This window comes from Flavisolibacter ginsenosidimutans (assembly GCF_007970805.1).
Lineage (GTDB): Bacteria > Bacteroidota > Bacteroidia > Chitinophagales > Chitinophagaceae > Flavisolibacter > Flavisolibacter ginsenosidimutans.
On sequence record NZ_CP042433.1, the window covers coordinates 1,174,407 to 1,196,458 of the forward strand.

10 protein-coding genes are annotated in these 22,052 nt (G+C 39.8%); all 10 read right to left on the reverse strand.

Translation table 11 applies throughout. From position 1 onward, the window contains the following. Window positions 1–103 precede the first annotated feature (103 nt). On the reverse strand, window positions 104–1,060 hold the full coding sequence (locus tag FSB75_RS04905; protein ID WP_146783636.1) for a nucleotidyl transferase AbiEii/AbiGii toxin family protein: 957 nt from the start codon (window positions 1,058–1,060) through the stop codon (window positions 104–106). Beyond that, window positions 1,060–1,641 carry a hypothetical protein gene (locus FSB75_RS04910; RefSeq protein WP_146783639.1) on the reverse strand — a complete coding sequence of 194 codons (582 nt, stop codon included), beginning with the start codon at window positions 1,639–1,641 and terminating at the stop codon, window positions 1,060–1,062. The genes FSB75_RS04905 and FSB75_RS04910 overlap by 1 nt, the downstream gene beginning before the upstream one ends. Before the next feature lie 178 nt (window positions 1,642–1,819). Further along, window positions 1,820–8,743, reverse strand: coding sequence for an AAA domain-containing protein (locus FSB75_RS04915; RefSeq protein ID WP_146783642.1), 6,924 nt, complete (start codon window positions 8,741–8,743; stop codon window positions 1,820–1,822). Between the two features lie 125 nt (window positions 8,744–8,868). Further along, complete coding sequence (gene qatD, locus FSB75_RS04920) at window positions 8,869–9,600, reverse strand: Qat anti-phage system TatD family nuclease QatD (protein ID WP_146783645.1); 732 nt, start codon at window positions 9,598–9,600, stop codon at window positions 8,869–8,871. Beyond that, a complete protein-coding gene (gene qatC, locus FSB75_RS04925; protein WP_146783647.1) occupies window positions 9,600–10,925 on the reverse strand; it encodes a Qat anti-phage system QueC-like protein QatC in 1,326 nt (441 codons plus the stop codon). The genes qatD and qatC overlap by 1 nt, the downstream gene beginning before the upstream one ends. Continuing rightward, a complete protein-coding gene (locus FSB75_RS04930) occupies window positions 10,925–11,776 on the reverse strand; it encodes a hypothetical protein (protein WP_146783649.1) in 852 nt (283 codons plus the stop codon). The genes qatC and FSB75_RS04930 overlap by 1 nt, the downstream gene beginning before the upstream one ends. Then, window positions 11,776–13,656 carry a KAP family P-loop NTPase fold protein gene (locus tag FSB75_RS04935; RefSeq protein WP_146783652.1) on the reverse strand — a complete coding sequence of 627 codons (1,881 nt, stop codon included), beginning with the start codon at window positions 13,654–13,656 and terminating at the stop codon, window positions 11,776–11,778. Before FSB75_RS04935 ends, FSB75_RS04930 begins: the two co-directional genes overlap by 1 nt. A 298-nt stretch (window positions 13,657–13,954) precedes the next feature. Further along, the gene (brxL, locus tag FSB75_RS04940; protein ID WP_146783655.1) at window positions 13,955–15,970 is read right to left on the reverse strand and encodes a BREX system Lon protease-like protein BrxL; all 2,016 of its coding nucleotides are present in this window, start codon (window positions 15,968–15,970) and stop codon (window positions 13,955–13,957) included. A gap of 2 nt (window positions 15,971–15,972) precedes the next feature. Then, window positions 15,973–18,510, reverse strand: a complete 2,538-nt coding sequence (gene pglZ, locus FSB75_RS04945) for a BREX-1 system phosphatase PglZ type A (protein ID WP_146783658.1) — start codon at window positions 18,508–18,510, stop codon at window positions 15,973–15,975. Window positions 18,511–18,519: 9 nt separating this feature from the next. Then, window positions 18,520–22,050 (reverse strand): BREX-1 system adenine-specific DNA-methyltransferase PglX, encoded by a 3,531-nt coding sequence (gene pglX, locus FSB75_RS04950; RefSeq protein ID WP_146783661.1) that lies wholly within the window; start codon window positions 22,048–22,050, stop codon window positions 18,520–18,522. Between the last annotated feature and the right edge of the window lie 2 nt (window positions 22,051–22,052).

A 22,052-nucleotide genomic window follows, 5' to 3' on the forward strand; every position in this document is an offset into this window, starting at 1 on the left:
ACACCTGAATAGATATTTATGAAACCCAAAGTCTTGTATATGCCCTAAACAGCTTAAAGGCACTCTTATGAGCGTTGAAAATGGTTATTGCATTAAATGAAGTCTATAGTCTATTTAAATTATCCCTGATCCGAGCAAGTACTTCCTCAAAATTGGGTTGCCCTTGATAATAAAGGTTCTTTGTTGCTTCATAGCGTTTTGTAAAGTCTGCGCGGATCTCAGGATCAGACAATAAAAACGCTTCATTTTCTAAAAGCGGAACCTGTAAATCTGCTTTTGGAAAGCGCTTTTGCTTGTGAGTCTCATATTCTGCTGTGCCTATAAAGCTTTGCACTTCGGGATGGTTCAGCAAGCAATAAATATCATAATACTGACGCATGTAGTTTAGCTGCTTGGCAGCACCTTCCTGCTCCTTGCGAAACTTAGTGGCAATGGTTTGCAGCTTTTCCACAAAAGTATACCCCGGATGATAGCAAGCTATCGCTATTGCCTGGTTATTGATCAATCCCGGCACTTCGCTTTCCAAGGCATAGTCTAGTGCCCAGGAGGATATGGTAAGTTCCTTATTAGGTGTGACGGTATCAAACCCTGCTTCCAGTAAAATTCCGGATTTTACCCCTGTGATTGGTTCTGTTAGTGAATCATATAAAAGGCGAATTCCCCCACTTCGATAAGCATCCTCATCGTCAAATGCTGTGTCTCGCTCAGCTTTTTCAATCCCATCGATTTGAAGGTTAGCGGCCAGCCAGTCATAAAAACTTTTTCGTGAAAGAACATGTTGTTCTTTGGTTTTCTTCGGGTTTACCTCAACGCCCAGCTCCGCTGGCGGGTGTATATGAATATCGATGTCTTCTGAAAACCGGTGAATAATGCCATACCCTTTTGATAGAGAAGTTCCGCCTTTGAGTTCAAATTTCAGCGCCTGTTTCTTTAGACCATGCAATACATGCATGATCCAATAATCTTTTTCTACCAGCGTGGGTAGTATCCCTTTTGCTTCCGCAACAATAGCTAACAAATCGGCAAATTGGGAATGTTCGTGCAGGTAAATAGAGGCCATTAGGGAGTATTCTGCAAAAAGGATGAAAACAACTTTTGTGTACGCACATTACCATACTGCCGTACAGCAGCTCGCAATTTTGGACCGTCCATCTCTTTTGCCTTATCTGCCGCTCTAGCTAATACCTCTTCTCCATTCTCTGCTAGTTGAGCTAGATTATTTACCAGGTCTACCAGCAGGAACTCCTCAGTTACTTGCTTTGGGAAGTGTGGCTTTACTCGGAAACTATAAGAGCGGTTCCCGAGCTTAAAAGTGCCATGACGCTTGTGATTATAAACGACAGGCTGGTTATAAAGCTGGGTAGTGCCTACGCCAAGGCTATTATACGCATTTGGTGAGGTAAGCAGGAAACGATTGTCTTTTAAAAACCCTCGTACCAATTCCTTATCCTCAGGAGGAGCTTGGCCGAAAGCCGTTTTTCGAGGAACGTAATAAACGCCCCGAGCTGCTTTACGTAGTGCACCTTCCTGCACCAAGTTACTAAGGTCACGGTCAACAGAAGAGGAATACTGTTCCAGGTCCTCCCGACGGTACACCTTGCCAGGTCTCAGTTTTTCCCTTATTTGTTCTGTTTGTGCCATTAGATACTCTTCTACTTATTACTACGAAATAACAAAAATAAGTCCAGATTTCAGATTCTTCATTAAAGTTTCATTCAAAAAATATCCATAACTCGTTAATAAATAGCAAATTATCTAAGCAGCGTCGGCATAACCACAAATAAATTTACTACTATAGTTTCCTTCAACTCTAAAAAGCCTAACTCTCAAATTTTCTCAACTGAATATCAATAGCACCTTCATTTGCCTTAATAAAATATTTCATCTCTATTTGCCCAAATACATTCACGTTATCATGGCCGGTTATATAACTGTTCTTCTCTATAAAATCCTTTTGGCCAAAAATATGTTTCTCGAAATCTGAAGATTTCCGGATAACCGGGTGCTCGAAATATTTGTCATAAGATGAACAAACGGAGTTGATAAAAGTATTTGCCTTGATGCTTTCAAATGGGTGCAAAATAACCAGGTAATCTCTTGCTCTGCTAATAGCTACATTATAGATGTACTCTTTCGACAAGAGGCACCGGGGGTGACCAGTGTAGTAATAATTATTGGGATTGGAAATGAAGAATACAATGTCACACTCGTCGCCCTGGAAACCGTGTACTGTATCCGAATACACTTTCAGCTTTTCTGATAAACCATATGATGTTACCAGTTTATTGAGCAAGATTGCTTGTGCTTTGTAAGGAGCAATCAACCCAACTGTCCAACTTTCCTTGGCATCTAACAATGAATCCAAGTACTTTAAAAGCTCCGCTACGAATATTGCGCTGTAAATATGGTAAGAACTGTATAGTAGCTTACTTATTTTAAAGATGGAGTTATCCACGTTTAGCGGTATATCAATAAACGTCACGTTTTTATTGAGAAGTTTAGCAAAACTGGCAGGTAGGATTTTTGCCTTGTCGTTCTGTTGCTCCCGGTCATGTTTCAACAACCCACTATAAGACAACGAGCTAAAGAGTTGGCCAATATGTTTTACACTCCTATACTGGGTTTCTAGGTTAGTTATCTTATCAATTCCACGCAGCACTTGTTCTGAACGCTTAAAGCTGTTCACAGACATCATTGTATACACGTTTTCATCCTGTATATCCAGCTCCTCCAAGTCTTTATCATTCACATCTACGACCGGTGGTATTTGTTTAGGATCGCCAGCCACGATAAATTTTGCATTAGGATTAAATTTGTAAATAGACAATATAGCAAAAACCAAGTAGGGTAAGTTGATCATCGACGACTCGTCGAAAATGACGTAATCCCAGTGGTTAGGTAGTTCGAAAAGCCTCAAACTTTCATCATTGTCCTCGTCAAACACTTCGAAATAGGGAACGCGGTGTATCGTAGAAGCGATGACATTGGTACAGTCCAGCAGCTTCATATCCACTGAATCGCTATAAACACTTTCTTGTAGGGCTTCGAGCTCGGGGTCAGTTGGCTTACCCACCCTCGTGATAGAGACATGTTTACTAGCCTTGGCTAATTCCTTTAGTTTTATTCCCACTTTATCATTGGGATTAGCAGCAGGTATTAACAGCTTCTTACACAGCACGTCGGCTGCTTTATTGGTAGGGGTCAATATTAGGTATCTCGCATTGTACTTCTCCTTTATGCCATTTATTATCGAACAGCAAAGCGTTGTTGTCTTACCTGTACCTGGGGGTCCATATATAAAGTGCAAGCTTGGTAGCACATCTTTGATCTCCTCCCATGTTTCCAAGTAATGCCTATTAGTAAAGGCATTATAAAGGCGTTGTAGCAAGTCAATTACTGGTGAAAAGCTAATCTTGACCTGTATGACATCCTTGAATAAACGTATAGTGGCCTGCGTAATAGGTTCCCTGCAGTAGATCAAGAGGTCTTGCCCTTTTTTGGAGACACCCTCAACTATGATGGTCTCGTTCTGCTTGTTTTTAATAACAAGCGTAATCTTAAAATCTTCGAAATCCTCAATGTTTAAAGGAATCATGGAGCTGGCACCGCAAAGCAAAAAATACCTATTGGATATTTCATCATTGATAAGGTACTGTTTGATCGCTTGGAAGGAGATAGACTTTTGTTTGGTAGTATCTTGCTTACTTTCAAAAGTCAACAGAAACTTTAAATACGAATCAAACCACTCATAGGAATAGTCATTGTTGGATTTAATTTCTTCAATAAGCTCATTTCTTTCTTGCTTCAGGTTTTCCTCCTTGAACGCAGCTTGTAGAGCTTCCAAATGTGCGTTGTTAACTTCACCTTTTCCTGCAGCATTTAAAGTATTATAAATGCTTGCCAACATTACATTACGCCTATGTATCAAATCGTCTATAGACTCCGAAAGCTCTTCGTAATCATCACCCAAGTCTTCACGCAAATTTTCTAGCGTGCTATTCTGTAAATAATGGATCTTAGAAATATCGTCTCGTTCGTCCACGTAAAATGAACCATCTGCTATTCTTGCAACTTTTACATCTTTGTCTTCAGTTTCAATATACACATCATAAAGGATTTCTTTTTCCTTATATAATTCAATCTCGTGTTCTTCCTTCCATTGACGATAAAAGGGTTCGTCATGTTCTACACGATCTTCTTGTAAGACAAAACGCATTTCAAACTCTAGTTCAATACTATTTTCTACAATCTTTTCGTTGAGTGAGGGTGTCAACCGCAACAACGGGTATGCAGCGTATACTTGTTCCAGATTGTTTCTTTCAAATAGTTTCAACTTGTTGTACAGGTCTTCCTTTATGTAGTAGACACTGTTCTCATGCGAGTCTAGTATCCTGAAACTGTTATCGGTTTTATGAATGACTACGGGGTACTGGCCAACCTCAGAATCCACTAGCGAATTCACAATTTGCTCAAGTAATGCTAATCGTTCTTTGTCATGTTCTTGGAAGATTAATGGTACAGCTTTCAAGTGTAGAAAGGACCCAGCAACCCCGTTCAAAGTGTTCAAAAGCAGTTGGTCGCTAAATTTACCAACTTCAATTTCTTTTGGCAGTTGTTTTAGTTCCCCAATAAGGTACCTTCTTAGCTTTTGTAGCGGGCTTTCATTAACATGAATACCTATTGCTATGAAGAAATCGTCCTTCTTCTTTTCATTGTTGTGCCAAGCAAGGAACTCCTCTGGTAATTGTTCCCCTGCTATGCAAATCCCATTCAATAAGTACTCTTGCGGCCGTATGCCGAGGTATTCCTCCCAGTCTTGGCCTCGCTTATAGTGCCTATTCTGCGGCAATGTGTTAGCCCAACCCTTGTATAAATAAGTAAGTTTATCATGAATATTTGCATCACTCTCTAGCACTTCCGGATTACAACCTCCTACGAAAAGGAACCTCGGTGCCATTAAGTCATCTTCATTCTCACCATAGTTAAAAGCCTCGAAGTCATTTAACTGTAACAATGATTGAAGATCACTGTAATCATCACTTAATACATGAACGTGATCAACAAATTCACGGTTCTCTTCTGTAGGGAAAAAGACTTGGTCCTCCAAAGTATACCATGTATTAGTAAAGGATTTGAGGCTATAATCTTTCAGATCTTCCTTCTTGAAATATCCAGATAGTAAAACAAAAAGCAGTTGGTGCGAGTTTTCAAGTTTGTTTTCTTCCAGCCTATCTTTGAACCTTTCAACCAACTCTTCGGTAATCCCTGTACTGGATAGTTTGAAAAGCTTGTCAGCGGTTGTTTGGTTAACCAAGTCCCGCTTCTTAGCCTCGTCGTGGAACGACTGTATAAGCTTTATATTATCCGCACTTTCAAGGTTCAAAACTTGTGACTGTGACAAAGTTATCATCTTGTCTACTCTTGTTACTTCTATAGAGTCATGGGCACTATCAATCTCGCCAATGATAATCTGCTGCTCACCCATGAAGATTGAAATCTTGTTATGGATCTCTTGTAATTCAGTTGGCGTAATCTCGCCCTCAATAACTGCCTTTAATAACTTGATATAAAGTTCATTTTGCCGTTCTTCGATCCAGCCAGCATCGAGGTTTGTATAGGTAAGTTTCTTAAGCAAACTTTTTTTATCCTCAAAGCGCTCTTGTAATATAATTTCAACTAAATCTAGCTCTAGCTCTAAGTTTTCACACTCCTTGAACAGGCCGATCAAGTGCTCTATCAATTTACTGCCTGTCAACTCTATATCACCCTTATAACCAGCAAAGTTTTCAGGTATTAACACGAACTCTCCAGAGTGATACTTTTCCACGTAATTAACCACGGCTGTTTTCGTAGTTGATATCTGCTTCTTGACAGTCGATCCAATCCAATATTTACCATTTTGAAATTGAACATAATTAGAATCGAAAAAACCAAGATCACAGGTCTTAGAGAACAGCAATAAGTTATCAACGTCCTCGAAACTGCTTTCAGCTTCTTCCAGATCTAGTTGTAGATTACAACAAGCAGATGAGAAAGGCTGCTTATCAAGGTAAGGAAGAAGGCACTTATCTGGTATGTGGACCTGGAAATACCGTAAAACTGTTGACTGGATATTTTCAAAACGTTCATCCGGGAGAGCCAGTAAGTCACTGTTATAGTATACATTTTCCGATTCGACAACACTGGAATTAAATATAACCAGCGTCGGTGTATTGAGAAGGAAATTATACTTTTCCGGCCAGTCGCTCTTTTCATATGCATCCACTATTGAGTCCAAGGTCTCTTTTGCCCTACCAGGGTTATTTGCAACATAACTAGCAACTTCGCTCCAGTAGGGGTATATAATGCCTTGGTATAAACCTTCTAGCTTATCAAGGAGGTAGTTTTTATAACTAGCATGGTTCTCTACACTACTGATGCAAAATTTATGTAACCAGGGTATAGTTGATTTGGCATATAAATTTTTAAAGCAAGCGTGCACATGGTTATTATTCCTGGCAAGCTTCAGCTCGCCCATCCTTTCACCAGGGCTTTCATTGAAAGTTCGAAATGCTTCAAATATCCTGTGCTTTTCGTTAACTGTTAGCTTCCCCAGCTTTTCGTCAGCAACAACTTTACTAAACAGTCTCGTTAAAGTCGTGTAACTCTTTACCTGTGAATCACCAGTGAAAAAGCTGAAATATTTAGGGTTGAAATTATAATCGTCGAAGTTTTCATTTGTGTAAAGTAATCCCAACTTACTCAGCAAGTCCCTAATCTCGTTGAGTTTGTTGAAAATAATGAAGTACCCATCTCTTTCTTTCTCTTGGAATTCTGAGATACTAATAAACTCGCCGTTAGTAAACTTCAGCAACTTCGTGTTGAAAAGGTTCTTTTTAAATACAGGGTCCTTCACAAGTTCTCCATCTAAATTGGCTATCTCTTGCAAGATAACTTTGGCCTTTGCCGGGTCGTCTTTTATCCATTCATTCAAGTGATCACTAATCGAATCGTGAGCGGTGAGTAAATCGTAGATACCAAACTCCTCCACACCCATTTTGGAAAAAGCATTCAACCGTGTTCTTACGTCGGCTTCTTCACCCCAGTAAAACCATCTCAGGTTGGCTAGGTCCCAGGAATCAAGATCTACATCCACCTGTGTTTTCTTGAAAAAAACATTTTCAACATCGTCAGAAACCTCAAAACCAGTAGAATTATATGAAGATTTAACTGGTATGTATTTTGTCAATAGGTTGTCAATCTGGTCGATATAAGGCTCTTCTATCCACTTGCGATCTTGATTTAAGCTACGCTCAGAAGTTAGCAAGGCGGCATAAAAATCAAGGAACAACTCTCTTTCTTCTTCGTTAGTTGAACTCGACAACCGGGCTAACTCTCTATCAACCTTATCGACAATGGTTTTAAATAGACGTTCATTAATTCCATCTTCTTTACTACTGCCTTTGTGCAAGAAAGTACGGGAACTTCCCTTGTAAAACGCGTTTGAATGAAGAATATAGTTGAAATTGTGTACTTCTTCAGACAACGGGAAATACAGGTACAAATTCGGTGCACCTAGGAAATAATCACTAATTTGAAAATGCCTTCGAAACCCAAACAAGGCTTCGATATTTGACTCTTGGCTGATCTTTTTCTTTTGCTCGAGGGTTAAATCTTCATAGTCATGAACTCCAAAACGTACATACGCATAAGTATCTCTGTCCGTTTCTTTATCTACTGTAAGCTTGATAAAACTTAAGTCGGGGTAGGTAATCGGCTCATCATCGTTCAATTGAACCGTTTGGAGAATTTTGTCTTTTCGTGTCCCTACGTCGGCCGTTTCTCGTAGAATAGCCAGTGCGAATCTTACACCACCCTTTAAATTCTTCTCGGCCAACTCGGTTTCTTTTCCTGAACCAAGTTTAATAAAGAATAAGGCTCCCTCGTTGTATGTTTCCTTACTAAGGATATGCCGGCTTTTCCTTACCCAACGCGACAAAACCTCATACTCCGCCCTGCTAAAGGGAGACAGCTCCGCTTTTTTACCCGTTACCATTTTCGGTAAATCCACCACCTTGGAGTTTTCCGGTAAGCAGGGGAAGCAGGTGATTAATATTTTGAATAACCAAGGATATTCATCTTTTATAACGATTTCACCTTTTTCGTTTTTAGTTACTTGGATGTCCATTGGCATTGGATCAGAACCTTTTGCCAACCTAGCAAGCTCGTCGTTTTTCCAACTGAATAATAAGGGGCCAGAACTCTCATTGATAAGCTCTTGTAAGCCGTTGTCTTTTCCAACAAGCCTATGCGCTAACTTAAATCCAATACCAAATTTGCCAATCGTTCGGCTGTCAGCGTTTTTTGTGGACGACCCGACATTTAAAATGGATCGGATGCTGTTTGGTGTAAACATTTCACCGTTGTTGGCAACCAATAAGTAATAATTTCCGTCAACCTCGTCTTGACCCCAAACCATGGTATAGTGAGTACTGCCGGCATCTACCGCATTTTGTAAAAACTCGTAGACAGCTTGGCCATCCTTTGCCATATCTAGAAAGCTCTGTAAAAAATTCTCGATACCAGCTTCAGGCGTACTAAACCCGTCGCGGTCTCCATGGTACATGGTAAACCATCCAAATTGTTTTTCACCGGTGGCCTCCTCGATATAATAGTTCCCGATGAAATCTTCTTGGAGTAACGGCGATACTGGGCGGGTTGTCTTATAAAAGCTACGATACTGTATTATGTTTTTAATTTCCATTGCAGTTTTGATTTGGTCAATCCTTCTTGTCGTATCACTCGGTAAAAGAGGCCTATATTTATTAGTACATCTTTTATCTAGATATTTTATCGACGCTTATTTTGATAAAACCAATACTTGCGCATTCAAGCTTGTAAAAGGTTTATTTGCTTTCTAAAGTTTTCCCTGATTATTGTACTCATTTCCGTATTTGCAATGCCATGAAGCATAGCAATAGATTTTTCCACATGATGTAAGTCCGATGGCTTGATTGACCGATTTTGATAGTAAATGAAGGGACCATCACTTTCTGTAAGGATATGTGTCAAAGGAATTTCTTTAATAACTTCTTGTCCAACTTTCGTTTTGATCATTGCAGAGTTTATCGAAAACAAAAAGCCTGCTTTTACGATATCCTTAATCAATTTGATTGAGCCACTATACCAATGAAAAATTGCATTTTTTATATTGTACTCAATAAGATACTCCAATACGGTTTCTTCCGCGCCTCTAGAATGAAGGCTAAGTATCTTATTTTTTCCAGATAATTCATTCAAAACAAATTCAAAAGTGCTTATTTGTCGTGCTTTGCTGGCGATACCTTCCTTAGAAAAGTCTAACCCAACTTCCCCTATATATGATGTTTGTGCGACACACTCTGCAAACAAACTCAATTCATTTTTGTGCCTATCTGCATACAATGGGTGCATCCCTAATGCCATCCTTACTTTCTTAAATCTACTAAGATGAGGGAATCCCATTTTAAAATGACTAGGTAAATTAGTCATACTTAAAGTGTATATTCCTAATTTTTCACATTCTTCTGCAATAGTCACAGGATTAGGGTATAAATCTAAATGGCAATGTGCATCAACCATTACAATCCTCCTTTAGACCGAACACTAGAATTACCACCCTTTTTGATCCAAGAAATTAACTCTATTCTTGTGCGTTCGATTAACTTCATGTATTCGTTTATACGCTCATAATCTTGTAAACCATTTGCGATGAGCTCAAACTTAATATTGTTTTTAGAAACGTTTTCCTTTAAAAAATCAAGCAAGGCTCCAACATCCTGACCTTTCTTTGTTTTCCAAATAAGCTTGTTGATGTTGTTACCATAAGAAGTATTATCAGCAATAGTTTGCAATGAAGCTTGTCTATAAATACAAGGCATACAAACACCGCAATGTGAGGCATGACCATAATCCCAGTGTGACCTATGGCCTCTTTTTCCACATGAGTTAGATGTTGGGATTATCTGTTGCAAAAAAGTCTTGTTTTTGCAATTTGCCACCATTTCGCCCTTGGTTTTGTTCCAATAAGGATTCTGAACAGTAATACCAATTCCCAATATTTTCCAGATATCCATTAATCTTGAAAGGAATGTGGGATGTGTAGTACGGGTGCTACAAGCACTCCTGCGTGAGGGACTGAGTGGGTAGTTTACTGAAACTGTTCCATTTTCCGGAACCAGAACGTTCCTTCGCAATGGTTCTGCAATAAGTGCTGATAAGCCTAAAAACAATAAGGATCGGCTTCTGCATGTAGTTTCTCTGTTTGAAAGGCTTGTTTGTGACAAGAATACTTTTACTGAAGGAAGGCGTACAAATAACTTTCCATATTTAGTTTCAAGCTCTGGCGCTAATGTATCTTGGTCTTTTTTCGGTCCTCCCATTGTGGGATCATAATGGGAGACAAAGAGCACTGGATCATTAGAGTTCTCTAAGCTGTCAATTAAACCAATTAAAGAGTCCAAGCCTCCAGAAAATAAATTTATCTGTTTAAAATTTTGCTTATAAAATCCGCCCAAATCTTCTGCAGGCAATTGCAAAGAGTTTTTATAAAACTTTACTTTCCAGTAATCGCCTGTTAAAAATGAAAGTAACCCTTCAACTTGATCTACTGCACTTTTCCATACTTCAACTTTGAAAACAGGCAAGAGAACATTTATTTCTCTAGCCCATCCGTCAGTCGAATTGGGCCGCCTTGGTATAAATCTGTCAATGCCATATACAAAAGTTGAAAGCAAAAAGAAATCAACAACTTCTTCTTTTGCAGCATTTGCCCACGGTAAAAGATCAGAAAAATCAACAGTAATTTCTGCATTAGCATTTTCTACACTAGATAAAGTTGCATTTATCTTGCTTATGAGAACTCCTTTACTTAAAGTTGGAACTTCTACTTTTAAATTATTTGCCATTATTCAAATAATTGTATGATTGAATCAAAGATTTTTTCCTGTATGTCGCTTCCTTCTTTCCCTTTCCAATCGATTGTTGTAACAGCTTTATCTGCATTTATAATTTTAACCTGACCTAAAATGTCTTCTTTGATCATGTTAAATGTTTCTCTACTTAATTCTTCGCCTTTGATTTGTGAGATCCTTTCTTGAAATCGTTGAGCAAGGTGTTCAAATAAATAAAAGCCATAGAAGCTGCATAGCACATCTATGAGTTTGTTGCCATCTATCAACTCTTTCATATTCGATTCAAGTTCATTTGCTGTTTTCGCTTCGTCAGCAATCATTTCCACGACTTGACAGCTAGCCATATTCGCCGCAACATCATCCATACCCGAACTGGAGTCTGAGAAGTACATCAATAAATAATCAATAATTTCCTCAACTGACTTGCCTTTGATATTCTCAAAGCCAATGGACTTTAATGCTTTCTCTAATCCGCCATTATAAACTGTTGTGACGAACCTATAAATACGCCCAGAAGCTCTTAAACCAGCTCTTCCCAGGGATGTTGACTTTCCAGATGTTACAGACTTTCGCCCTCCTCCAGTTTTAATCAAATTTTTCAAAGCTGACTTGTAATGGGACGTTCTTCTGGCAGAAAGCTTTGCCTGCTGTCTGGAAATATTTTCTAGAGCTTTTATATTTCCTTCTGATGGAGAGTCCCTTTGATTTTCCTCAGCCTTTTCAGCCTGTTTTTCTAATTCTTTTTCTTTCTCAACCGTATTTACAATTGCTGTTATTGCATTACTAAGGTTAGGCCAATTGGGTTCACCGGTAACTCCTGGAATAAGTCTCTGTGTAGTACCCATTATTTTTTTTGGTTTAGAGCTTTGTATATCTGTGATTTTGGATCCATTTGAGTTTTCAAATCCTCTAGTTCTGGATTTTCCTTTATTGCAAAAACAAAATCCGCACGCAAGCTGAATGGTATAGCATCATGGTCGATTCTTTTTAAAACCTTTTTGTACGTTGATAGACTATTAGGAACTCTTTGAGACATCATTTGCAGAAAAATTTTGTGTAAGTCTGAATTATTTGGTGTTTTAATTAGCTCTTTTTCGAATAGCGAAAGAAGTAAACTGAGATTAGCACCATTTTCTATTAGTACCTCGTTGGTGATTTTATCTTTAAGTAATGATGCAGAACCAAAATTTAGCAAGGATTTGAATAACGATTTTATGTGCGCAGGAATAAGGGTACTTCCACTTAATGATGAAAATAATTTATCCCTTGCTATCCAGAAGTAGTCTCTTAAATCTATACCTGAAAGTTTTGGCTCTGCTTTCAGCCATCTAACTACTTGCTCATCTTTCCATTGAGAACTGTATTTAATATCTAACGAAGCCATTTGGCTTTTCTCAGCTGCTTCTTCTAACTCCTTTATTTCATCTGGTTCTCCCTCCTTAACAGATTGCCATGTATATAACTCCTTGAACAAATCCTCATAGGTGTACTCTAATACCATCAATTTTGCGAGTACATCAATTTTAAAATCTTGTATTGTAGCTATTGAAGCCAATTTATGCCTAAGAGTAAAAGTGTTTAAGAATCTCTTAATTTGTCGGGGATTACCTTTTAAACCTTCGGCAATAATTGAAGAAAGGGAAGCTATCAATGTAATGCTTGACCTTAAAGCTTCTTTCTCTTGTTCTGATAAATGAGTTTCAATATCTGCAAACCCAAATACACCGTATCTATTCTTGATTCTAAATTCTCTGAATGACTCAAGCACTTTAGGATAGCTACTGGTTAATTGACGCTTACAAAACAATAACGTCATGTATGTTTCCACCTCATGATCTGATAGACGAGGCAGATTATATGGAATTTGTATAAGTTTTTCAAGGTAATCGGTAATGATCCGTTGGTTCTTGTCATTGGCATCTGATGTAGCTCCGATTCTTTCTGTTCTATAGCGCTGTTCAATTGCGTGTCTTACAATCCGAGGATCAGCTCCAATAATAAATGCTGTCTTTTCAACATTTAGAAAGAGTTTTATTGCCTCAAGGTTTTCTATGATTCTTTCGTGCGTACATCTGTCTAGGTCATCGATTATTACTACTAGCTTTTTGATCTTTGATTGATCAATCATTTTTTTGAAATCATCTCTAAACTCTCTTATCAAAGTAGTCTCATCAACTTCACCCTTTTTGTCTTTAAGCAAACTATGTAAGAAATTTTCTCCATCATCACCCTGTAATTTATCGACCAGTTCCTTTGGACTTATTTTCTGAAGCTCACCAGATAGATATGGAATTAAAGAGAGGCCGCCAGTAAAATATGCCGATGCAGCAGGTATTGCAATCTTTTTAAAGCCAAGTCCTAAGACCCTCATCCAATTAACGGACTTGAGCAACTTTGTAGTCTGCTCTTTAATTTGCGTACTTATCTTTTTGTTTTCCTCAAACTTTTTGATAATTGTTTCTAGCAGGGCAGCCTTTGCATCATCATAACCCTCGAACATCCATCCATTGAAGTATATAACTAATGTACCCTCATTCAATTCGTCTCCATCCCCTTTTAATTGTTCATAAATGATTTTAAGAATGCTAGATTTGCCACTTCCCCAGTCACCAAAAACACCAACACTTACGGGCAAGAGACCTTCATCCTTTATAACTTCTATGATCAACTCTGCATGTACTTTAAATCCTAACAGATCTTCTGATGTTTCATTATCTGCCCACATAAAAATGGTTTTTTATCGTTGATTTACATAATGCCAAATTGTGTACAAGTTATAAACCCGTCAACGCAAAGACAACGTGCTATGCTTAATAGCATAGTAAGCAGCCTTAAACTCGGTGTGTAGTTTATGGCAGTCTTCTCCACTTTTGAAATGGTGTTTGAAACAGGATATTGTAAACCTTCCGAATCGTGTATAAAATTGGAACTTATAGATACACAATTGAAGCGATATTAATTATTCCTCCTATCGCTGCAAGGCAAATAAATAGCCCTATTGTGCAAGCTAGTTGCATAATCAATTAGGTTTGCATATAAATCACCTCACAATTCTTGCAACTCCTCCTCTCAGGATAATACTCTGCCGGATCATACTTACCATCCCGTGGTTCAAAAATGTCCAGTCCTCTTCCTAGTTGAATTCGCCAGCCATTGTTAGCTAAAATATTGCGATCGTGAAGGTTCTGATACTCGTAAGTAAGCTTAACGCCCAAATCAGCAACGGCAGGTATCAATTCTTGAAAAGATAATTCACTATCCGGCATGCGGTCATTCACATTCCATGTAATCACATGAAGCTTTACTTCATCTTCCGGCGCTTTATTCTGTGCTAACATCACGCAGAATTCCAAAAGGTTTTTGAATTGGTATGGCAGCCTGATATATGGGTCAGTTAAGGTAATTTCCGTTGCACCTTTCAGGTAGTCAGCAAACAAGCGTTTATAGGATATTCCGGTCTGGTTGTCTCTTATTGAAATGTGCTTGGGTTGGAGAGCGATAGCTGGTTCTACTTCATGGCCGTTCGTTGCGGTTGATTGTTCCGCCGGCGCCGTTGCGTCAAGAACCTCTTCACCAAACAGGTTTATTTTTTCGAGTGTTTCAACGCCAAACTCTTTATCTGTAGTTGAAATTTTGTATTTGAATTCAGCGGGATGATCTTTAAACGTTTCATCAATAATATAGAGTTGGTCCTTTACTCGCTTTCTGCCTTCAATCGCAAAATCCAAAATCTCTTTGGCTTCTTCAATTGTCAGTTCCTGGTGTGGATAAAGCAACTTAACAAATCCTGAGAAGGTCTTGCGAATTGCCATTTTATCACGGGCCGTTAAAGAGCCGTCTAATTCAAAATATTGATCCAGCTTTCCTGTATAATCGTACTTACGTAACGACCTCAAAATCTCGGCTAAGTAGTCAACAATAAAACCATATCCTGAACTAAAAACAGCCTCTTTTAAAATCTTAACTTCCCAACCTGGAGAGTAAAAATGCATTCGGTCAAGAAATGCCCCTTTTATGTAAGCTCCGGGAATGGATTCAAACAAGTGCGAGTGCTTGAGCATATACGGAACCGTATGCTTTGTATTGCCAACGAAAGCCATGGAAGCTGTTGCTTGATAAGTATCTTTCCCCCGGTTAAAGGATTGGTTAGCCATGTAGTTCTGCATAATCTTCACCAGGTCGCCATCCGCTCTTTTGCTTCCTACTTCCTGCTCAAATTCATCCAGCGCCACCACGTCCCAATAACCTACCAAGCCTATTTTATCGCCATTATTGTTGACGAATAATCGGGCTTTGGACACATCACCGCCCGACACTAAAACACCATGTGGTGAAAGCTCTGAAAAGATGTGTGATTTACCTGTTCCTTTTGGTCCGAGTTCAATGAAATTATAGTTGTTTTCTACATGCGTTACCAACCGCGAAATTTGAATGAGCTTTCCACGCTTTGTAAAGTATTCGGGGTTCAAGCCAATAGAAAACAACAATACATCCAACCATTCTTCCAATGTGAATGCTTTTCTTGCTTCGATAAATTCATCCAAGAAAACATTAGATACCTGGATAGGCTTTAAATCGTTGATCTCCCAACGAACATTCGCTTCGGTTGAATGATTGTAACCAACCGAAAGAATACTCCACACACCGCCGCCGCTTAACAGCTTTGGATTTTCTTTTACAATCCGGTCAGAAACCGGTACATCTTTTACACCCAGGTTGGCAAAGTCAGCTTCGTATTGATTTGCTTTATCGTTGAGCGAGACATTTACTTTATCAATGATTTTATAAGTGCCACTTTCCCGTATTTTAGACTTAACCACTTCAGCATCGCTTCTATGCACATAGTTCTCAGTTAGTATTTTCTTTACCCGCTCAACACCCTCTTCAATCACCTGAGGATCTTCTACGGCGCAGTACTGGCCCAAGAGGTATTCCAATACATAGGTTGGCACTACTGCATTGCCCTTTACTCTTGAAGTAAGATCCTTCCGGACCACTTTGCCTTCAAAATGTTTGATGATTTTATGTTGCAAGTCCATAATTAAAAATCAGTTTGTATCAGTGTTTGATTCTTCACATCCGCTTCAATCAATGGATTGAGCTTGTCGCTTTTATCAAACACTTTTAATTTATAATTGCTATCCATCTTGCCACCGCTTACCAAGTGAAGATCAAATTGAAAGATCCTGTCGGTAGCTGCTTCGCTTACTTTGTTTAATTCCAGTTCTTTTTCATTGGATACCAGTTCGCCGTCCTTGTATAAACCTACTGTAATGGTTCGTTCCTTCAGGTTGCTTGATACCGGTTCTTCCTGAATGATGATCAGGCGCAGAATATTGGAAACAACTTTTAAGTCCTTTGACACCAATGTCGGAGCCACCAGCCCAGAGACTTCTTCTCGCTTACGGGTGCTTTCAATCACTGGCACAATCAACTCCTGCAAGCTGGCGCCGCCATGTACATACTGGTTACCGGCACCAGAGCGGCTGTAGCGGTTCACCGATTCAGGAATAACAACATACAATTCTTCACTAAACTTGGTAGTATTTTTCAAAGGAAATACATAGCCTAATGTCGGTGTAATCTTTTCCTTTGCAATTTCGAACCGTGAGTGAGCAACCATTGGATCATCGCTGACGCCTTTCTCCTTATCTTTTTCTTCAATCGTAAAATCATTGTACAAAAAGCCATGATCAGCCGTGACAATGACCTTGGATACGTTGAAGCTGGCATGCAAAAGTTTTATAAATCGGGTTAGTTCTTGAAGCGCCTGCTCGACGGCGGAAAAAGTGTTGCGTTCGGAAACCACCCGGTCGCCGGTAGCGTCAATGACATCATGATAGATGTATACGACTTTCCCTTTAAAGAGGTCTCGATTTTCCACTCTTGGCTTTCCCATCACATCGCCAAACTTCACCGCTCTTGCCTCGCTGTCTTTTTTCTGAAGAATAACACTTCTCTTTTCAATCGTATCGGTAGTCCTATCATCAATCGTGATAGCACCGTTAGCAAACTTATAGTCTTTGCCCGGCAAGAGATTCGCCATGCCAACGCTTGTTTTAGAAGGCACAGACGCCAACATAAACCGTTGTTGGGCTACATTTTTCGGGTCGCTGTTTAAAGCGTTCATTAATTCCACTCCTACTTCATAACGCAAGGCATCAGAAATAATCACCGCCAGCTTTTGCTCCGAAGGCTCAACCTCTTTCTTGTAAAAATTAAATTGGGGTGTTGCCGATAATGTATCCAGTCGAAAGTCGTAAGCATTCCAGCATTTGAGCCATTCCCGGTTGAGCTTTTCCAGAAAAGTCCGGTAATGATCATTCAGCAAGGCTAACTGCGCATCCCAATTGAGTTGGATGCTTAGTTCCGCAAAATCTATTTTATAATAGTACCAGATGGCCTTGCGGTAGTTCTGGTCAATCTTGTAGTATTCCTCAGTGTATTTCTCTATGTACTGGTCGGTCTTGTCAAGTATGTACGTTTTTATTTCTTTGATAGCACCAACCGTTCTATAGGCGTATAACAAAAAGTTCAGAGTATTTTCCAACAATGGTTCATTTGAACCTACAGATAGCTTCTCTACGCCGTTTAAGATAGTAGCATGTGCTGTTTCGGGAAGTTGAAGCAGTTCCCATAATATGGCCCATTTCAAACGTGAAGTGATCAGGTAGTAATTGGCTAAGGGACCGTAGATTTCTACAATCTTTTTTTCGTGAATGTCGGAGTGACTGCTGTTCAACAACTTTAACCACTCGGCACTGTACCGGGCATTGGAGAGCAGCTTTTCGTGTAGCAGGTTGATGCTAGCAATTGCAGCCGTACCGCTATAGCTGTACGCTTTGTAGGGGTCTTCCTTATGTAGTTCACCGAAGGCCTGGACAAACAGGTTGTATTTGATGCGGTCGAAAACTTCACGGGCATACACCAGCGACCAACTGTTGATGGCAATGCCGGTCAGCTTTTTTATTTTGGCCAACAACGGCTCTTCCAGCCTTGCTTCCCTAAGTCTCTTCTGCACCTTGTTCCAGTCGCCTTCGTTAGCAGGGATGGTTAGCGTTAGCAGGCGCATTAAAATGATTTCCCAACTTTCTACTTGCGACAATTTTAAGAAATGGGAAAGCAAGCCCTGGATAATGTGTTCTTCGTTGAACTGCTGTGCAGTTAGGTAAGGCTTTAGCACCTCCTGCGCCGGACGTGCTTTTAGAAAGGGAATATATTTTTCCGCTAAGCCTCTCTGGTGCCGCTGCAAGCCATACTTTTCCATGAACTCACCAATGCTGTCTGCCGGTTGCATGCCCTTGTTGGCAAACAACAAATCAAGCAGGGGAAAAGCGTGCATTTCTTCCTTTGTTTCCGGCTGCTTCATGGGCAGGTAAAGCACTACTTTCTCCGACAACCAATCTCCATTCAGTTTTACTTTGAGGTAAAAGTCATTGGCGCCATAAATCACTTTTCTGCGCTCTGGCATTTCCATTGTTTCAAAGTCAAAGCGGTAATCTCCTTCGGCATCGAAGAGAAAGAGTACCCTTAGCTCCGGGTATTTGTTGAAATAATAATCTACTTTTTCTGCCAGCATCTCGTCTCGTTATTTTATAGGTGCCACCACGCCTTTAAACATCTCGTAATTTTTGGTAACGCCATCGTCCAAATCAAATTCTATTTGCCGGGTCGCTACATCTTTCAACAGCAAGTCGTATTCGTTGCATTCAATCAAATCCTTTCTTAAGGTATCCAATGTTCTTTGCTCAGTTCTGGATAGAGCGGTGAGATTACGCTCCATCCGGTCTATCTCCTGTTGCAGGTATTGAATGTGTTTGATTAAATATTTGTCCCTTAATTTTTCAGCGGTAAAGCGGTTCATGCGGTGCATATACACCAGGGCTTGGAAAGCTCCCTTCTTGCTGCTGAACAGCCAGTAAATAGGCTTTTTGCTATAGGTACGAACATGGTAGGCCCAAAACTTTTTTACCAGGTAGTCGTCCAAATCGGCGTTAAGGCTTTCCTGTATAAAGTTGATGTTTTGCGTGAGGGTTTCTTCACCCCAAATCATCCGCAGAAACTCCCGAACCTTATTGGCTGCATCATCAGGAAAATTGCCTTTGCTGCCCATGAGGGGAATGATGCCGTCTTCATCAATTGAGAATGTATGTGCTTCAGTTGTTGAAGGTGAGGTATAAGAGTAAGGTTTCAGTTCTTCTTCGTTTGGAGATGGATGCGCAATTTGCAAGCCCAATTTATCTAAACGATAGCGGCCCATGAAGCAGCCAATTGCATAAGAAATGAATTGCTGGATAACAACGTCTTTTTTGATAGGCAGCAATTGACTCTCGTAAGGCGGCACCAACTTTTTCAAATCTTCATAGTCTAGTTCTTCTTGTAGGATAGTAGTGTCTTCTAAAGCAACGTCAGGCTGCAATTCATCTTCCAAACCGTAAATGTTGATAAAGGTGCGGTTGAGTTCTTCTTCATTTTTGTGAAGTTGAAAAAACTGTCGGCTTGACTGCTGAAGCCATTGTAAATAGCTTTGTTCAAGATTTGTTTGGCAGTTAACTAATGGATTAAGTTGAAAATTCCACGAGATCTCCCTACTGTTCCAGTCTTGTTTAGATATTTCAACTGAGCTTATAGATAAGACATTTATTTCCTGCAGTAAGCTTTTGCGGAGTGGAAGTTTATTCAAGTCTTCAACAAGTATGTTTACTGTTGGATTGATATTTTCTAAAATAAACAAAGCCACTTTAGAATTTAAGAATGCCAGGATGAAAGAAGTATCTATTTGACTGTCTATGCACATGAAATTTCCAGCCTGGTCATTAATAAAACCTTGCGGATAATATCGCAACGAAACTCTACTTATAGTCAAAGACGTATAACTAATATTTTCCTTTAAGTTGTATTCTATGTTTTGAGGTCTCGACAGAAGCTTGCCCTTATCATTCTTAAGATTTTTAATTTCGTACCCATTATTCTCCCAATTAATAACGTATTCATGATTACCGTACCATCTTCTAAATTCCCCACCCTTATTGTAAGCAAACCATTTAGGAGTGTTTGTTTTGCTTAGGAGGTTAAACTTTGAGGAGTTTATTTCTTGCCATCTCCTTAAAAATCTTTCATTGTCACTTGTACCAATTCCTCGTCTGAAGCGTCCTATTGTCGCAATAGTTAACTCTTCGAACATTTTTATTACGTGAACTGGTAAACCTGCAGATATTTGAAATTTAGGAATAAGTAAGAAGGAATTTTGAGGTTTCGACAATGGTATACGATTAAGAAACCGTTCTCTCAATTCTGACACCGAAAAGACTTTTGAGGTCTGACCAAAATCGAACAATTTGAAATATAATCCTTGGGCTAGTTTATTTGGATTGTTTTGTAATATAAATGCAGCTGAACCGAAATCAGAACCGAATACACCTCTCCCAAACTGGATTAGTGATTTTATTGATAAATTTTCTAAAAGCCATTTCCGAAATTGAAAAAATCCGTCAATAAACATCCAAGATTGTAGAGTAATCATACCTATGTATCCATATTTGATTACCCTATCATGTGCGACCTCAACGAAAGCACTAAGTATATCTTCTTTACTTGAAGGATAAACTTGCATCAAATAATTGCTCAACTTACCATTCATGTTTGCAGATGTCATATAAGGTGGATTAGTTACTACCGATTGGTAAGTATTAGTAATAACCTCCAAAACATTCAGGTAAGGTTTTAAGTTGGTAAATACAGACTGTTCCAAAATATCCAAGTCGGTTCGTCCTTTCCAGGCATTGTACTTTTCTAAAATAAAGCTTCTGCATTCGTCGCTCCAGTCAAATTGCATAATGGAGCCAAGGTTCTGTGCACTCAACATTAGGTGCAGCGCCTTTTGTAAGGGCTCGCTGTATTTGGCACCTTCGTCGCCTAAAAAAAGATGGATGTCTTCTTTTGTAAAATGCACCGGAGCTGGCATGTGGTAAATGTGCGGCAGCAGGTCGATCTTCAATACATCGGGGTGGTACTGCGCTGCTTTTATTAGCACGGCAAACTGCGCAAGTTGTGCCGCCCGCAAATCAATATCCAGGCCCCATAAGTTTTTTTGCAGAATGCTTTCAACCGCTTCACCTGCCGGGTAATATTCTTCTACATACATTTTGTACAAAAGGTCAAAGCCTTCCACCAAAATATGTCCGCTGCCCACAGCAGGGTCTAGCAGCTTTAGCTCGGCCACTTCGCTTATGATGGATTCAGTCGCTTCATTTCCATCAGCGGCTTCCACTAAATACTCCATTTCACCCTTTATTGGTGATTGCGGACGCAGATCCAACCAAATCTTTCCAACCGTGTTCTGCACCATGTATTTCACAATCCAGTTCGGTGTAAAAATTTGCGTGGCGGCAGGAATGTCGGCTGCTTCTGCTTTTTTGCCGTCCTTGAACTTCTTAAAAACCGCATCCTTTTTTTCACTGATGTAAAACTGGTAGAGCCAGCCAATCAACTCGACCTGCTTGTAATCTTCTTCGGTTATGTAACCGCCGTTATTCAGCAGGTCTAAAAAACCGCCAGCCGATAAAATATCATCGGGCAGCAGAAGTTCGGTGTAATCGTCAATGGCACCAAACACCCGTTTCATTACCTGGTGCGAATGGCAATAGCCGATTAATAAAATACCAAAGGCCGTCCGCTCTTTCTCGTAATCGGTCAACACTTTTTTAAGCCGCCCGGCTTCAGCAGGCGTTAGAAACTCGTAGCTGCCTGCTCTTGCCCGCTTTAGCAATTTGGGTGTTTGCTCTTCAAGGCTCACCGGTTCCAGCAAGGGTAGGTCGTAATCGTTCTTGCCTAAAATCTGCATTGCCATCAGCCGGTTGAACCAGATGTATGCGGCCCGTTCGGCAATCTCCGTAAAACCTTCGTCGTTGAAACACTCTTTCAATTTTTGCCATTGCTTTGGCACTTCTTCATCATCAAAAACATCTTCCCTGAAAATATAACCACCAGCAACCGGCTGCGGTTCGTGTGTGATGGTTCCATTCGGGTGAAAGCCCCAGTAAGAGAGCTTGCGGCTAACGCCATCTATCAGCAGTGTACGGGCTTTTTGCCCAAAAGTTTTAAGGTTGGCAGTATTCATGG

Excerpts from the sequence above, each read along its gene's own strand:
- FSB75_RS04905 (WP_146783636.1), bottom strand. The coding sequence starts at position 1,060 with ATGGCCTCTATTTACCTGCACGAACATTCCCAATTTGCCGATTTGTTA.
- FSB75_RS04910 (WP_146783639.1), bottom strand. The coding sequence starts at position 1,641 with ATGGCACAAACAGAACAAATAAGGGAAAAACTGAGACCTGGCAAGGTG.
- FSB75_RS04915 (WP_146783642.1), bottom strand. The coding sequence starts at position 8,743 with ATGGAAATTAAAAACATAATACAGTATCGTAGCTTTTATAAGACAACC.
- qatD (WP_146783645.1), bottom strand. The coding sequence starts at position 9,600 with ATGGTTGATGCACATTGCCATTTAGATTTATACCCTAATCCTGTGACT.
- qatC (WP_146783647.1), bottom strand. The coding sequence starts at position 10,925 with ATGGCAAATAATTTAAAAGTAGAAGTTCCAACTTTAAGTAAAGGAGTT.
- FSB75_RS04930 (WP_146783649.1), bottom strand. The coding sequence starts at position 11,776 with ATGGGTACTACACAGAGACTTATTCCAGGAGTTACCGGTGAACCCAAT.
- FSB75_RS04935 (WP_146783652.1), bottom strand. The coding sequence starts at position 13,656 with ATGTGGGCAGATAATGAAACATCAGAAGATCTGTTAGGATTTAAAGTA.
- brxL (WP_146783655.1), bottom strand. The coding sequence starts at position 15,970 with ATGGACTTGCAACATAAAATCATCAAACATTTTGAAGGCAAAGTGGTC.
- pglZ (WP_146783658.1), bottom strand. The coding sequence starts at position 18,510 with ATGCTGGCAGAAAAAGTAGATTATTATTTCAACAAATACCCGGAGCTA.
- pglX (WP_146783661.1), bottom strand. The coding sequence starts at position 22,050 with ATGAATACTGCCAACCTTAAAACTTTTGGGCAAAAAGCCCGTACACTG.